13 protein-coding genes are annotated in these 12,435 nt (G+C 59.2%); 7 read left to right on the top strand and 6 right to left on the bottom strand.

Annotated features, from left to right (window positions below):
- Window positions 1–27 precede the first annotated feature (27 nt).
- The 4 genes from ACZRMS_RS13040 to mreB form a co-directional block, all read right to left on the bottom strand.
- On the bottom strand, window positions 28–633 hold the full coding sequence (locus ACZRMS_RS13040) for a Maf family protein (protein ID WP_463995580.1): 606 nt from the start codon (window positions 631–633) through the stop codon (window positions 28–30).
- A gap of 52 nt (window positions 634–685) precedes the next feature.
- On the bottom strand, window positions 686–1,174 hold the full coding sequence (gene mreD / locus ACZRMS_RS13035) for a rod shape-determining protein MreD (protein ID WP_463995579.1): 489 nt from the start codon (window positions 1,172–1,174) through the stop codon (window positions 686–688).
- The gene (gene mreC / locus ACZRMS_RS13030; protein WP_463995687.1) at window positions 1,174–2,241 is read right to left on the bottom strand and encodes a rod shape-determining protein MreC; all 1,068 of its coding nucleotides are present in this window, start codon (window positions 2,239–2,241) and stop codon (window positions 1,174–1,176) included. The genes mreD and mreC overlap by 1 nt, the downstream gene beginning before the upstream one ends.
- 143 nt (window positions 2,242–2,384) lie before the next feature.
- Complete coding sequence (mreB, locus tag ACZRMS_RS13025) at window positions 2,385–3,422, bottom strand: rod shape-determining protein MreB (protein ID WP_003439856.1); 1,038 nt, start codon at window positions 3,420–3,422, stop codon at window positions 2,385–2,387.
- A gap of 210 nt (window positions 3,423–3,632) precedes the next feature.
- Here mreB and gatC point away from each other — a divergent pair, with 210 nt between their 5' ends.
- From gatC to ACZRMS_RS12995, 6 genes are all read left to right on the top strand, one after another.
- On the top strand, window positions 3,633–3,920 hold the full coding sequence (gene gatC / locus ACZRMS_RS13020; RefSeq protein WP_016781778.1) for an Asp-tRNA(Asn)/Glu-tRNA(Gln) amidotransferase subunit GatC: 288 nt from the start codon (window positions 3,633–3,635) through the stop codon (window positions 3,918–3,920).
- A 15-nt stretch (window positions 3,921–3,935) separates the two neighbouring features.
- On the top strand, window positions 3,936–5,387 hold the full coding sequence (gene gatA, locus ACZRMS_RS13015) for an Asp-tRNA(Asn)/Glu-tRNA(Gln) amidotransferase subunit GatA (protein ID WP_463995578.1): 1,452 nt from the start codon (window positions 3,936–3,938) through the stop codon (window positions 5,385–5,387).
- Window positions 5,388–5,398: 11 nt separating this feature from the next.
- Window positions 5,399–6,844 carry an Asp-tRNA(Asn)/Glu-tRNA(Gln) amidotransferase subunit GatB gene (gene gatB / locus ACZRMS_RS13010; protein ID WP_463995577.1) on the top strand — a complete coding sequence of 482 codons (1,446 nt, stop codon included), beginning with the start codon at window positions 5,399–5,401 and terminating at the stop codon, window positions 6,842–6,844.
- A 138-nt stretch (window positions 6,845–6,982) separates the two neighbouring features.
- Window positions 6,983–7,354 carry a septal ring lytic transglycosylase RlpA family protein gene (locus tag ACZRMS_RS13005; RefSeq protein WP_463995576.1) on the top strand — a complete coding sequence of 124 codons (372 nt, stop codon included), beginning with the start codon at window positions 6,983–6,985 and terminating at the stop codon, window positions 7,352–7,354.
- 51 nt (window positions 7,355–7,405) lie between these two features.
- Window positions 7,406–8,446 carry a calcium/sodium antiporter gene (locus tag ACZRMS_RS13000; protein WP_463995686.1) on the top strand — a complete coding sequence of 347 codons (1,041 nt, stop codon included), beginning with the start codon at window positions 7,406–7,408 and terminating at the stop codon, window positions 8,444–8,446.
- A gap of 138 nt (window positions 8,447–8,584) precedes the next feature.
- Window positions 8,585–10,069 (top strand): PhoPQ-activated pathogenicity-related family protein, encoded by a 1,485-nt coding sequence (locus ACZRMS_RS12995; RefSeq protein ID WP_463995575.1) that lies wholly within the window; start codon window positions 8,585–8,587, stop codon window positions 10,067–10,069.
- On the opposite strand, the gene ACZRMS_RS12990 is transcribed toward ACZRMS_RS12995, so the two are convergent.
- Both ACZRMS_RS12990 and ACZRMS_RS12985 read right to left on the bottom strand, forming a co-directional pair.
- Entirely contained in the window at window positions 10,066–11,007 is a 942-nt protein-coding gene (locus ACZRMS_RS12990; RefSeq protein ID WP_463995574.1) for an AEC family transporter, read from the bottom strand. The genes ACZRMS_RS12995 and ACZRMS_RS12990 overlap by 4 nt on opposite strands.
- A gap of 65 nt (window positions 11,008–11,072) precedes the next feature.
- Complete coding sequence (locus ACZRMS_RS12985; RefSeq protein ID WP_463995573.1) at window positions 11,073–11,630, bottom strand: hypoxanthine-guanine phosphoribosyltransferase; 558 nt, start codon at window positions 11,628–11,630, stop codon at window positions 11,073–11,075.
- 166 nt (window positions 11,631–11,796) lie between these two features.
- Here ACZRMS_RS12985 and upp point away from each other — a divergent pair, with 166 nt between their 5' ends.
- Window positions 11,797–12,435 carry a uracil phosphoribosyltransferase gene (gene upp, locus ACZRMS_RS12980; protein ID WP_463995572.1) on the top strand — a complete coding sequence of 213 codons (639 nt, stop codon included), beginning with the start codon at window positions 11,797–11,799 and terminating at the stop codon, window positions 12,433–12,435.

Genomic DNA, 12,435 nt, shown 5'->3' with positions numbered 1-12,435 from the left:
TAGTGCCACGTCTCGTAGGTGCGGTATTCAGCGCACGGTAAGGTTTTGCCAACAGGGTATGCCGAAACGCCCCAGCAGTTCTGCGGTTTCGCACACAGGCAAGCCCACGACGGCGGAATAACTGCCATTAAGGCCCGCCACAAACACCGCTGCCAACCCCTGAATGGCGTAACCACCAGCTTTATCCTGCGGCTCACCGCTGGCCCAGTACAGGCTGGCTTCTTGTGTACTGATGTTGCGAAAGCGCACCCGGCTGCTGACCACTCGGGTTTCGCAGCGCCCGGCCTCAACAATGGCGATGGCGGTCAACACTTCGTGCTCTCGACCAGACAGCGCCATGAGCATAGCCAAGGCGTCGGCCTCGTCGACCGGTTTACCGAGAATGCAGTCATCAAGCACCACGGCCGTGTCGGCCCCCAGTACGCAATACCCGCTGTCAGGCATTGCGCTGGGCAGCTGTTGACGTCCGGCCAGGGCCTTCTCGCGCGCCAGGCGTTCGACATAGGCCATCGGGGACTCATTCGGAAGGGGGGTTTCGTCAATGGCGGCACTGACTGTTTGGAACGGCACGCCGATTTGAGTCAGTAACTCGCGTCGGCGTGGTGAGCCAGAGGCCAGAAAAAGCGAAGTCATCGAGACATCTCCCTGTCAAAGTGCACAAACCAGGAAATGGCTCGCGATCCGGTTAATTGATTTTAAAGCGTCTGCACAACCCGCGAAGCCCGTAGCTGATCCAAGGCCAGAGCAGTGCACTGACCAGCGCCGGCAACACCAGCGCCAGGGTTGGCTGGCGGTTCCCGGTCAAGGCACTGAGCCACAGCTGAACGAGCTGGGCCAGACCGAAAATCACCAGCAGCACCAGGCATTGCTGCCACATCGGGAATACCCGCAGACGCTGTTGAAGCGACAACACCAGGAAGGTGATCAGCGTCAGCGTCAGGGCGTTCTGCCCCAGCAAGGTGCCGTACAGCACATCTTCGGCAAGCCCCAGGCACCAGGCCGTGAGCATCCCCACTTTGTGCGGCATGTACAAGGCCCAGAAAGCCAGCAGCAAGGCCAGCCAGAGCGGGCGCAGGATTTCCATGAACTGCGGCATCGGTGAGATGCTGAGCAACAGGCCGATGGCAAACGTCAGCCAGATAAGCCAGCTGTTACTCGAACGCGTACTCGCCATTATTGCCTCTCCCGGGTAGTGGCCGGCACAGCGGCTGGCGGCCTGGCTGCGGCGGGGGTTGCAACTGGCGCAGGTTTTTTCACAGCCTTGGGATCAGTGGCCACCGGAGCAGGAGCCACGACGGGCGCAACTACCGGAGCAGGAGCGACCGGCTTGGGCACAGTTGCCGGGATAATCGGCGGTGCTTCACCGTTCTGCTCGGCCTCCTGGGCCTTGGCGGCATCGTTGGCGCGTTCTTCCGGGGTTCGGCTATCGCTGAACACCAGCAGCAGGTAGCGACTGCGGTTCAAGGCCGCCGTCGGAATCGCGCGCACAATGGCAAACGGCTGGCCCGAGTCGTGAATCACTTCCTTGACGGTCGCCACCGGGTAACCGGCCGGGAAGCGTTGCCCCAGGCCCGAGCTGACCAGCAGGTCGCCTACCTTGATATCGGCGGTGTCCGCCACATGGCGCAATTCCAGACGTTCGGGGTTGCCCGTACCGCTGGCAATCGCACGCAAGCCGTTACGATTCACCTGCACCGGAATGCTGTGGGTGGTGTCGGTGAGCAGCAATACACGCGAGGTGTAAGGCATCAGCTCAACCACTTGCCCCATCAACCCGCGTGCATCGAGCACCGGTTGCCCCAGCACGACGCCGTCGCGCTCACCCTTGTTGATGATGATGCGATGGGTAAACGGGTTGGGGTCCATACCGATCAGCTCGGCCACTTCAACCTTTTCGTTGACCAGTGCGGACGAGTTCAGCAACTCGCGCAGGCGAACGTTCTGCTCGGTCAAGGCGGCAAGCTTTTGCATGCGGCCCTGAAGCAGGAGGTTTTCGGTTTTGAGTTTCTCGTTTTCAGCCACCAGCTCGGTACGACTACCGAATTGACTGGCCACACCCTGCCACAAGCGCTGCGGCAAATCGGTGACCCAGTAGGCCTGCATCAGCACCAGCGACATCTGGCTGCGCACGGGCTTGAGCAACGTGAAGCGAGCGTCCACCACCATCAGCGCGACCGATAGCACGATCAGCACCAAAAAGCGCACGCCCAATGAGGGGCCTTTGGAAAAGAGCGGTTTAATAGGCCGCTCCTCCGGGGCAAGTGTTCAATTTATTCATACGGCTTCAAGCGGCCTGGATGAAGATTGACAGAAGATAAACGCCAAAAGGCAGCACTGCAAAGTGCTACCTCCTGGTGATAACCATAGGACTGCACCACGCGATCTTATTCGCTGGAAAGCAGGTCCATCGTGTGTTTATCCATCATTTCCAGCGCACGGCCACCGCCACGCGCAACGCAGGTCAGCGGGTCTTCGGCAACAATCACCGGCAGACCGGTTTCCTGAGCCAGCAACTTGTCGAGGTCACGCAGCAAGGCGCCACCACCGGTCAGTACCAGGCCACGCTCGGCGATATCCGAAGCCAGTTCTGGCGGAGACTGTTCCAGCGCGCTCTTCACTGCCTGAACGATGGTTGCCAGGGACTCTTGCAGAGCCTCAAGCACTTCATTGGAGTTCAGGGTGAAGGCACGTGGCACGCCTTCTGCCAGGTTACGGCCGCGCACGTCGACTTCACGGACTTCGCCACCCGGGAAGGCTGTGCCGATTTCGGTCTTGATGCGCTCAGCCGTCGACTCGCCAATCAGGCTGCCGTAGTTACGGCGCACATAAGTGATGATCGCCTCGTCGAAGCGGTCGCCGCCGACCCGTACGGACTCGGCGTAAACCACACCGTTCAGGGAGATCAGGGCGATTTCAGTGGTACCACCACCGATATCGACAACCATCGAGCCGCGTGCTTCTTCAACCGGCAAGCCGGCGCCGATGGCAGCAGCCATTGGCTCTTCGATCAGGAACACTTCACGGGCACCGGCACCGAGTGCCGACTCACGAATGGCGCGACGCTCTACCTGAGTCGATTTGCAAGGAACGCAAATCAGAACGCGAGGGCTTGGCTGCAGGAAGCTGTTTTCATGCACCTTGTTGATGAAGTACTGCAGCATCTTTTCGCAAACGCTGAAGTCGGCAATAACGCCGTCTTTCATCGGACGAATGGCAGCGATGTTGCCCGGTGTACGGCCGAGCATGCGCTTGGCCTCGGTGCCAACGGCAACGACACTTTTCTGGTTACCGTGTGTCCGAATAGCCACAACCGATGGCTCATTCAGGACAATACCGCGCTCACGCACGTAAATAAGGGTGTTGGCAGTGCCCAGGTCGATGGAAAGATCGCTGGAAAACATGCCACGCAGTTTCTTGAACATGGGAAAGGGACCCTAGGCAACGCGTGGGTAAAAAAGTGCGGCAAACTCTAACAACGACAGGGATTTTGGGCAAGGCGCCAATATGTTAAATTGACAGCTTTTGAGAGCACCAAGCCTCACAATCGCGGCCATATGACCGTAGAAATGCGGTAGTGTTCCGTCAATCTAACACACGGATAGCATCCGTCCTGTTTTCCACTGGAGAATCCCATGGCGCTAGACCGCTCCGATGTGGAAAAAATCGCTCATTTGGCCCGTCTTGGCCTCAATGATGCCGATATTCCACGCACCACCGAAGCCCTTAACAGCATTCTGGGGCTGATTGACCAGATGCAGGCTGTCGACACCACGGGTATCGAGCCTCTGGCCCACCCCCTGGAAGCCAGCCAGCGCCTGCGTGCAGACGTCGTGACTGAGAGCAATCATCGCGAGGCTTATCAGTCCATCGCTCCAGCGGTCGAAAACGGCCTCTATCTGGTTCCGAAAGTCATCGAGTAAAGGGAAAGAGCCTGCATGCATCAATTGACTCTGGCCGAGATCGCCCGCGGACTCGCCGATAAAAAGTTTTCTTCCGAAGAGCTGACCAAGACCCTGCTGGCGCGTATCGCCCAGCTCGATCCTCAGCTCAACAGCTTCATCACCCTCACCGAAGACCTTGCGCTAGAGCAGGCCAAGGCCGCTGACGCACGTCGCGCCGACGGTGAAACCGGTGCCCTGCTGGGCGCCCCCATCGGGCACAAGGACCTGTTCTGCACCTTGGGCGTACGCACCAGCTGCGGCTCCAAAATGCTCGACAACTTCAAAGCTCCATACGACGCCACCGTGGTTGCCAAACTGGCCGCAGCGGGCGCCGTGACCCTGGGCAAGACCAACATGGACGAGTTCGCCATGGGGTCGGCCAACGAGTCGAGCTACTACGGCGCGGTCAAAAACCCGTGGAACCTCGAGCACGTCCCGGGCGGTTCTTCGGGTGGTTCGGCAGCGGCAGTCGCCGCTCGTCTGTTACCTGCGGCGACCGGCACCGACACTGGCGGATCTATCCGACAGCCGGCAGCCCTGACCAACCTCACCGGCCTGAAACCGACATACGGTCGCGTTTCGCGCTGGGGCATGATTGCTTACGCCTCCAGTCTCGACCAGGGCGGCCCGTTGGCGCGCACTGCCGAAGACTGCGCCATCCTGCTGCAAGGCATGGCCGGCTTCGACCCGCAAGACTCCACCAGCATCGACGAACCCGTGCCGGATTTCAGCGCCAACCTCAATGGTTCGCTGCAAGGCCTGCGGATCGGCGTACCAAAAGAGTTCTTCAGCGAAGGTCTGGACCCGCGCATCGCCGAGCTGGTCCACAACAGCATCAAGGAGCTTGAAAAGCTCGGTGCCGTGATCAAGCCCATCAGCCTGCCAAACATGCAGCACGCCATTCCGGCGTACTACGTAATCGCCCCGGCCGAGGCTTCGTCCAACCTGTCGCGTTTTGACGGTGTGCGCTTCGGCCATCGCTGCGAAAACCCCAAAGACCTGACCGACCTGTACCAGCGCTCGCGCGCCGAGGGCTTTGGCCCGGAAGTACAACGCCGGATCCTGGTGGGGGCCTACGCCCTGTCGGCGGGTTACTACGACGCTTACTACCTGCAAGCACAAAAAATCCGTCGCCTGATCAAAAACGACTTCATGACTGCATTCAATGAAGTCGACATCATCCTCGGCCCAACCACGCCTAACCCGGCCTGGAAAATCGGCGCTAAAAACAGCGACCCGGTTTCGGCCTACCTGGAAGACGTCTACACCATTACCGCCAACCTCGCGGGCCTGCCGGGCCTGTCGATGCCTGCCGGCTTTGTCGATGGCTTGCCAGTGGGCGTGCAGTTGCTCGCACCCTACTTCCAGGAAGGTCGCTTGCTCAACGTCGCTCACCAGTATCAGCTCAACACTGACTGGCATACGCGCTCACCTGCCGGCTTCTGAGGAGAAAACACATGCAATGGGAAGTTGTGATCGGGCTGGAAATTCACTCCCAGCTCGCCACCCAATCGAAGATTTTCTCCGGTAGCGCCACCACCTTTGGCGCAGAACCGAACACCCAGGCCAGCCTGGTTGACCTGGGCATGCCCGGCGTACTGCCCGTGCTGAACCAGGAAGCCGTGCGCATGGCCGTGATGTTCGGCGTGGCCGTTGACGCTGAAATCGGTCAGCACAACGTGTTCGCCCGCAAGAACTACTTCTACCCGGACCTGCCCAAGGGCTACCAGATAAGCCAGATGGAATTGCCGATTGTCGGCAAGGGCCACCTGGACATCACCCTTGAAGACGGTACCGTCAAACGTGTCGGCATCACCCGTGCGCACCTGGAAGAAGACGCGGGCAAAAGCCTGCACGAAGACTTCAGCGGCGCCACCGGCATCGACCTTAACCGTGCCGGCACGCCGTTGCTCGAAATCGTTTCCGAGCCGGACATGCGCAGCGCCAAAGAAGCGGTGGCCTACGTCAAGGCAATGCACGCGCTGGTGCGCTACCTGGGCATCTGTGACGGCAACATGGCCGAAGGCTCGCTGCGTTGCGACTGCAACGTGTCGATCCGCCCGTTCGGCCAGGCCGAGTTCGGCACCCGCTGCGAGATCAAGAACGTCAACTCGTTCCGGTTTATCGAGAAGGCGATCAACAGCGAAGTACGCCGTCAGATCGAGCTGATCGAAGACGGCGGCAAGGTCATTCAGCAGACCCGCCTGTACGATCCAAACAAAGACGAAACCCGCGCCATGCGCAGCAAGGAAGAAGCCAACGACTACCGTTACTTCCCCGACCCTGACCTGCTGCCGGTGGTGATCGAAGATTCGTTTATCGAAGACGTGCGCGCCACCCTGCCGGAACTGCCACCGCAAAAGCGCGAGCGCTTCCAGTCGCAGTTCGGCCTGTCCGCCTACGACGCCAGCGTGCTGGCTTCCAGCCGCGAGCAAGCGGACTACTTCGAAAAAGTGGTGAGCATCAGCGACGACGCCAAACTGGCAGCCAACTGGGTCATGGTTGAGCTGGGCAGCCTGCTCAACAAGCAGGGCCTGGACATCGACCAGTCGCCGGTCACCGCCGAGCAACTGGGCGGCATGTTGCAACGCATCAAGGACAACACCATCTCCGGCAAAATCGCCAAGGTTGTGCTCGAAGCCATGGCCAATGGCGAAGGCAGTGCAGACGAGGTCATCGAGAAACGCGGCCTCAAGCAAGTGACCGACAGCGGCGCCATTGAAAAGGTGCTGGATGAAATGCTGGCGGCCAACGCCGAGCAAGTCGAGCAGTACCGTGCGGCAGACGAAGCCAAGCGCGGCAAGATGTTCGGCTTCTTTGTGGGCCAGGCGATGAAAGCCTCCAAAGGCAAAGCCAACCCGCAACAGGTCAACGAGCTGCTAAAAAGCAAACTCGAAGGCTAAGCCACTCAACTGTGGGAGCGGGCTTGCTCGCGATGGGATCGATGCGGACCTTACAGAAACACCGCGCCGCCCGCATCGCGAGCAAGCCCGCTCCCACAGGGTTTTGTGGTTTTTTTCCCGCAACATAAGGACTACCCCATGAAGCGGCTACTCGGCGCCTGCGCCCTGCTCAGCTTGCTCGCCGGCTGTGCCAGCCATGACATAGACCCCCGTGGCTATGACAAAACCGGCACCGCCTCTTATTACGGCGCTCGCCACCATGGCAAGCGCACCGCCAGCGGCGAACCTTTCGACCAGAATGCACTTACCGCCGCCCACCCCGCCCTGCCTTTCGGGACGCGGGTACTGGTCACCAATTTGAACAACGACAGGTCTGTCGTGGTGCGCATCAACGATCGCGGGCCGCATACCCGTGGCCGCCTGATCGATCTTTCACGCAAGGCCGCCCAACAGCTGGATATGCTGCGCACGGGCACAGCCAAAGTCCGGGTTCAGGGTTTGAGTGACTGACTTGAGGGAGTTGCCGTTATTTTAGGCTTGAGCGCGCTATCACCGTGGAACCTGCTGCAATTGCTCTGCGGTCTTGTATTGTTGATCGCCGGGGCAGAATTGCTGGTGCGCAGCGCCGTGCGCATGGCCGCCAGCATGAAGGTACGCCCGCTGCTGATCGGCCTCACAGTCGTGGCGCTGGGCAGCAGCGCCCCCCAGATGACCGTCAGCCTGCAAGCCGCGTTCAATGACACCTCGGACATTGCCGTGGGCAGTGTCATCGGCAGCAACATCTTCAATATCCTGGTCACTCTCGGGCTCTCGGCGCTGATCATTCCCCTGCGCGTATCCCGCCAGCTGGTGCGTCTGGACATCCCCCTGATGATCCTCGCCAGTGGCCTGGTCTTCGTTCTGGCGCTGAACAAGCAACTCGACCGCCTGGACGGCGTTGCCTTGCTGTGCGGGCTGCTGATCTATCTGGGCCTGCTGCTGCGCCAGTCACGTCACAGCGGGCATCATCACGCCAGCCATGACCTGCCCCCAACCCCATGGCTGCACAACGTACTGCTCATACTCACCGCCCTGGTGCTGCTGGGGGTTGCCGGGCATCTGCTGCTCGGCGCGGCGGTGACGGTTGCCACGGAACTGGGGCTGTCAGAGCGGATCATCGGCCTGACCATCATTGCCGTCAGCACCTCGCTGCCGGAGCTGGCCACCTCTCTGGTCGCCGCCGTTCGCGGCCAGCGCGAAATTGCGGTCGGCAACGTGATTGGCAGCAACGTGTTCAATCTGCTGGGGGTTCTGGGCCTGACGGCTCTGGTGGCGCCTGGGCCCTTGTCCGTGTCACCCAACGCCCTGGCGTTCGACTTGCCGGTGATGCTGGGGGTCGCGGCACTGTGCCTGCCGGTGTTCTATACCGGCTACCGCATCACCCGTGGCGAAGGGCTGCTGTTCCTGGGCCTGTATCTGGCCTATGGGCTGCACGTGGTGTCCTTCACCACCGGCATGCCGCTGGCCGGCAAGCTTGAACATTTGATGCTGTTTTTCATCTTGCCGGCGCTGCTGGTGTTTTTGCTGTTCAGTACCCTGCGCGCCTGGCGTCGACAGCACTGAGGGACCGTGACTCGCGGGCGCGCTCAATCACAATGCCTGCATAAAAAACGGAAGGGTCTGACAGAGCCATTCAATAGATTCACGTAAGAGTGCTCGGTCAGCTCGATACCCGCGCTGCGAATTTCTTACGAGACGACTATGCATTTCAAACTCCTATGCCTACTGCTACCAGTACTGCTCCTGAGCGGTTGCGGCAACGCCTCGGCGACCGATACGGCAATGGCTTGTTTCCAAAACAGCGGTCAGGACTTCAGCAAAGTTCTGAGCTGTTACCAACAGGCTGGAGCGGATCAACCCCTGGAATACACATCCACAGGTTCGACCACTTTCCCAGGGGTTGAAAGGCGGCGCTTTGAGTTAAAGTCACAGTCATGGTCCGGCCACGGCATGGTCAGCCCGGCCGACTGGAGCCATACCGTCGACATTTATATTCCGCAGGTGGCGTTACAAAGTCAGGCCCTGCTGATTGCCAATAACGGCATCAACGTGCCAACAGCGGACAAACCTGTACAGCCCGCAACCGACTTCACCGAAAAGATGGCACTGGCCATCGCCCGCCAAACGCACACCATTGTGGTTTCCGTCAGCAACATCCCGAACCAGTACCTGACCTACAGCGATGACGGTGTTGCGCGACGAGAAGACGACAGCGTGGCCCACAGCTGGGCGCTATTTATTCAACAGCCCGAGGCTCAGCCGTTTATTTCGCTGCATATCCCCATGATGCAAGTACTGATCAAGGCCATGGACCTTGCCCAGCAGGAATTGAAACCGTGGCAAGTCGAGCGTTTTATTGCCAGCGGTGCCTCAAAACGAGGCTGGGCGGTCTGGATGGCAGCACTGACTGACAACCGTGTCAGCGCGATTGCTCCCTTCGTCATCGACATACTCAATACCAAAACCGTACTGCAGCACACCTACAACGCCTACGGTAAAAGTTGGCCGCTGGCATTCAATGCCTACCACCACGAAGGCATCACACGACAGATTGATACTGACAATTTCGCCAAGCTGATGCAGATAGAGGACCCACTGCTGTACGCACAAAACGCTGCAAACCCAAAACTCGACATCCCTAAATACATCGTCAATGCCAGCAGCGATGACTTTTTCTTGCCGGACAACGCACGCTTCTACTTCGATCAACTGCCCGGACCAAAGGCCTTGCGTGTAGCCCCTAACGCCAGCCATTACGGCATCCAGTCATTTGTCGAAAGTTCGCTGGTGACATTTATCAACCGCATGCAGCAACAGCGCCCGTTGCCGACTTTAACCACCCTGTCGACACCTGATGCCCAAGGCACAAGCCTGACACTGAGCATCTCGGAGCCTGCGACCAAACTGGTCCAGTGGCGCGCACTCAACCCCACTGACCGTGACTTCCGCCTGCCCTGCGGCATTCGCTACGAAGCGACTGAAATCGACCTGCCCCAAGGGCAAGACCTGACCATCAAGATCCCGACGCCCGAACAAGGCTGGAGCGCGACCTACGTTGAGGCCACGATGGCCGATGGCCTGATGATAAGTACCCCGGTGCAGGCGCTACCCCAGACTTACCCTGACTGGCTGCCCAGGCAAATCGAGCCTGCGTGCAAAAACCTGACTGATCCTGTCGCGGACTAGATCCAGCCGCCCCACTGCAACACAAAGATTCCGATATTGGTCGTGATGGCCGCCATCAAGGTGGTGATCACGATGATCGCTGCTGCCAATTCGTGATTGCCGTTGGCCGCCCGCGCCATGACATAGCTGGCCGCGGCCGTCGGACTGGCAAAGTACAGAAACAGAATCCCCAGTTCCGGCCCGCGAAAGCCGCACAGCCAGGCACCCAGGGTTGCCAGCAGCGGCATGCTGACCATTTTCACCAGGCTGGCGCTCAGTGCCAAATCGCCACTTTTACGCAAACTCGCCAACGACAGCGTGCCGCCGATGCAAATCAGCGCCAGTGGCAAGGTCATCGCGGCCAGGTATTCGCCGGATGCCTGCAGCCAGCCGGGCAAACCGATCTTGAACACTGCAAAAGGCACTGCCCCCAGAACGCTGATAATCAGCGGGTTCTTGAACACACTTTTGCAGATGCTCCACGGGTCGGACTTGATCACCGGGCTGTAAACCGCCAGCACGATGGTCGACAGGGTGTTGTAGAGCAGGATCACCAGACCGGCGAGCACCGCCCCCAGGGAAATCCCGTAGTCGCCGTACATGCTGGCGGCCAGGGCCAGGCCGATGACACCGTTGTTGCCGCGAAAGGCACCCTGGGTGTAGATCCCGCGATCCTCACGCGGGCAGCGCCAGATCGACCAGCCCCAGGCCAAGGCAAAGCTGGCAAGCGTCGCCAGGACGAAATAACCCAGCACCTTGGGCTGCAGGGCCGCCCTGAGATCGGCATGCAAAATACCCAGAAACAACAACGCCGGCATGGTGACGTTGAACACCAGTGCCGACGCTGTGTGGATAAAGTTGTCATTGATCCAGCCCACGCGCTTGAGCACCACACCTAAAAACAGCATGGCAAACACGGGAGCGGTAATCGTGAGCGTCTGAAGGAAGATAGCCAGCATGGCAGCTCACTCGTAGAGGTATAGCCGGATTGAAGCTCTCACCGGGAAAGCTTCAACGTCCTTTCTTACATACCTTTAACGGCATAAATGCCAGCAGCATTACGCCAGTAACCTTTGTAATCCATGCCATAGCCGAAGATGTAACGGTCAATGCACGGCAAGCCCACGTAGTTGGCCTTCAGGTCCGGACGCGCTTTGCGGTCGTGGTCCTTGTCGATCAGAACCGCGGTGTGCACCTGACGGGCACCGGCGTGTTTGCAGAATTCGACAATGGCGCTAAGGGTGTGCCCCTCATCGAGGATGTCATCGATGATCAGTACGTGACGGTCAATGAACGACACTTCTGGTTTGGCTTTCCAGAACAGGTCGCCGCCAGTGGTTTCATTGCGATAGCGCGTAGCGTGCAGGTACGACGCTTCAAGCGGAAATTTCAGATGGGTGAGCAGCTTGCCGGAAAAAATCAGGCCGCCGTTCATCACACAAAATACCACTGGATTGGTCTCGGCCATTTCGGCCGTGATTTGCGCGCCTACGCGGGCAATCGCCGCTTCGACTTCAGCTTCGGTGTACAGGCAGTCAGCCTCTCGCATGATTTGACGGATATGCTCGAGATCAGCAGACATGACGCTCTCCAGGGGGGGTTGTGCAAGAAAAGCGGGCAAAGGTACGCACCCGCATGGCTCAGATCAAGCATTTATGGACTAACGTGCAGTAATGTCTGTAGGACATCACCCCGGATTAGATTAATCTAGGCCGCTTTTTTTGCCTGCCCAACCGGAGCCTTTACTTATGCCCATCCGTGAGATCCGCCATCCGCTGATCCGTCACAAGCTCGGCCTTATGCGCCGCGCAGACATTAGCACGAAGAACTTCCGTGAGCTCGCTCAGGAAGTCGGCGCGTTGCTGACCTATGAAGCCACCAAAGACCTGACCCTCGAAACCTACGAGATTGAAGGCTGGTGCGGCACTGTCCAGGTTGAAAAAATCGCTGGCAAGAAAATTACCGTCGTGCCGATTCTGCGTGCCGGCATCGGCATGCTCGAAGGCGTACTGAGCCTGATCCCGGGCGCTAAAGTCAGTGCTGTCGGTATTGCCCGTAACGAAGAGACCCTTCAGGCCCACACTTACCTGGAAAAGCTGGTACCGGAAATCAATGAGCGTCTGGCGATGATTATCGACCCGATGCTGGCCACCGGCTCGTCCATGGTTGCCACCATTGACCTGCTGAAAAAAGCCGGCTGCAAGGAAATTCGCGCCATGGTGCTGGTTGCTGCACCTGAAGGGATTGCTGCTGTTGAAGCCGCTCACCCGGACGTAATCATCTACACCGCCTCGGTTGATGAGCGTTTGAACGAGCACGGCTACATCATTCCGGGCCTGGGCGATGCCGGCGACAAGATCTTCGGCACCAAGCAAAAGGACGTTTAA

The organism is Pseudomonas sp. B424 (assembly GCF_055408345.1).
The sequence above is the reverse complement of the archived record's forward strand: the minus strand, read 5'-3'. Positions and strand labels throughout refer to the sequence as shown.

Coding starts and splice junctions, on each gene's coding strand:
- ACZRMS_RS13005 (WP_463995576.1), top strand. CDS start 6,983: ATGAAGCGGCTACTCGGCGCCTGCGCCCTGCTCAGCTTGCTCGCCGGC.
- gatC (WP_016781778.1), top strand. CDS start 3,633: ATGGCGCTAGACCGCTCCGATGTGGAAAAAATCGCTCATTTGGCCCGT.
- upp (WP_463995572.1), top strand. CDS start 11,797: ATGCCCATCCGTGAGATCCGCCATCCGCTGATCCGTCACAAGCTCGGC.
- ACZRMS_RS12995 (WP_463995575.1), top strand. CDS start 8,585: ATGCATTTCAAACTCCTATGCCTACTGCTACCAGTACTGCTCCTGAGC.
- ACZRMS_RS12985 (WP_463995573.1), bottom strand. CDS start 11,630: ATGTCTGCTGATCTCGAGCATATCCGTCAAATCATGCGAGAGGCTGAC.
- ACZRMS_RS12990 (WP_463995574.1), bottom strand. CDS start 11,007: ATGCTGGCTATCTTCCTTCAGACGCTCACGATTACCGCTCCCGTGTTT.
- gatA (WP_463995578.1), top strand. CDS start 3,936: ATGCATCAATTGACTCTGGCCGAGATCGCCCGCGGACTCGCCGATAAA.
- mreB (WP_003439856.1), bottom strand. CDS start 3,422: ATGTTCAAGAAACTGCGTGGCATGTTTTCCAGCGATCTTTCCATCGAC.
- gatB (WP_463995577.1), top strand. CDS start 5,399: ATGCAATGGGAAGTTGTGATCGGGCTGGAAATTCACTCCCAGCTCGCC.
- ACZRMS_RS13040 (WP_463995580.1), bottom strand. CDS start 633: ATGACTTCGCTTTTTCTGGCCTCTGGCTCACCACGCCGACGCGAGTTA.
- mreD (WP_463995579.1), bottom strand. CDS start 1,174: ATGGCGAGTACGCGTTCGAGTAACAGCTGGCTTATCTGGCTGACGTTT.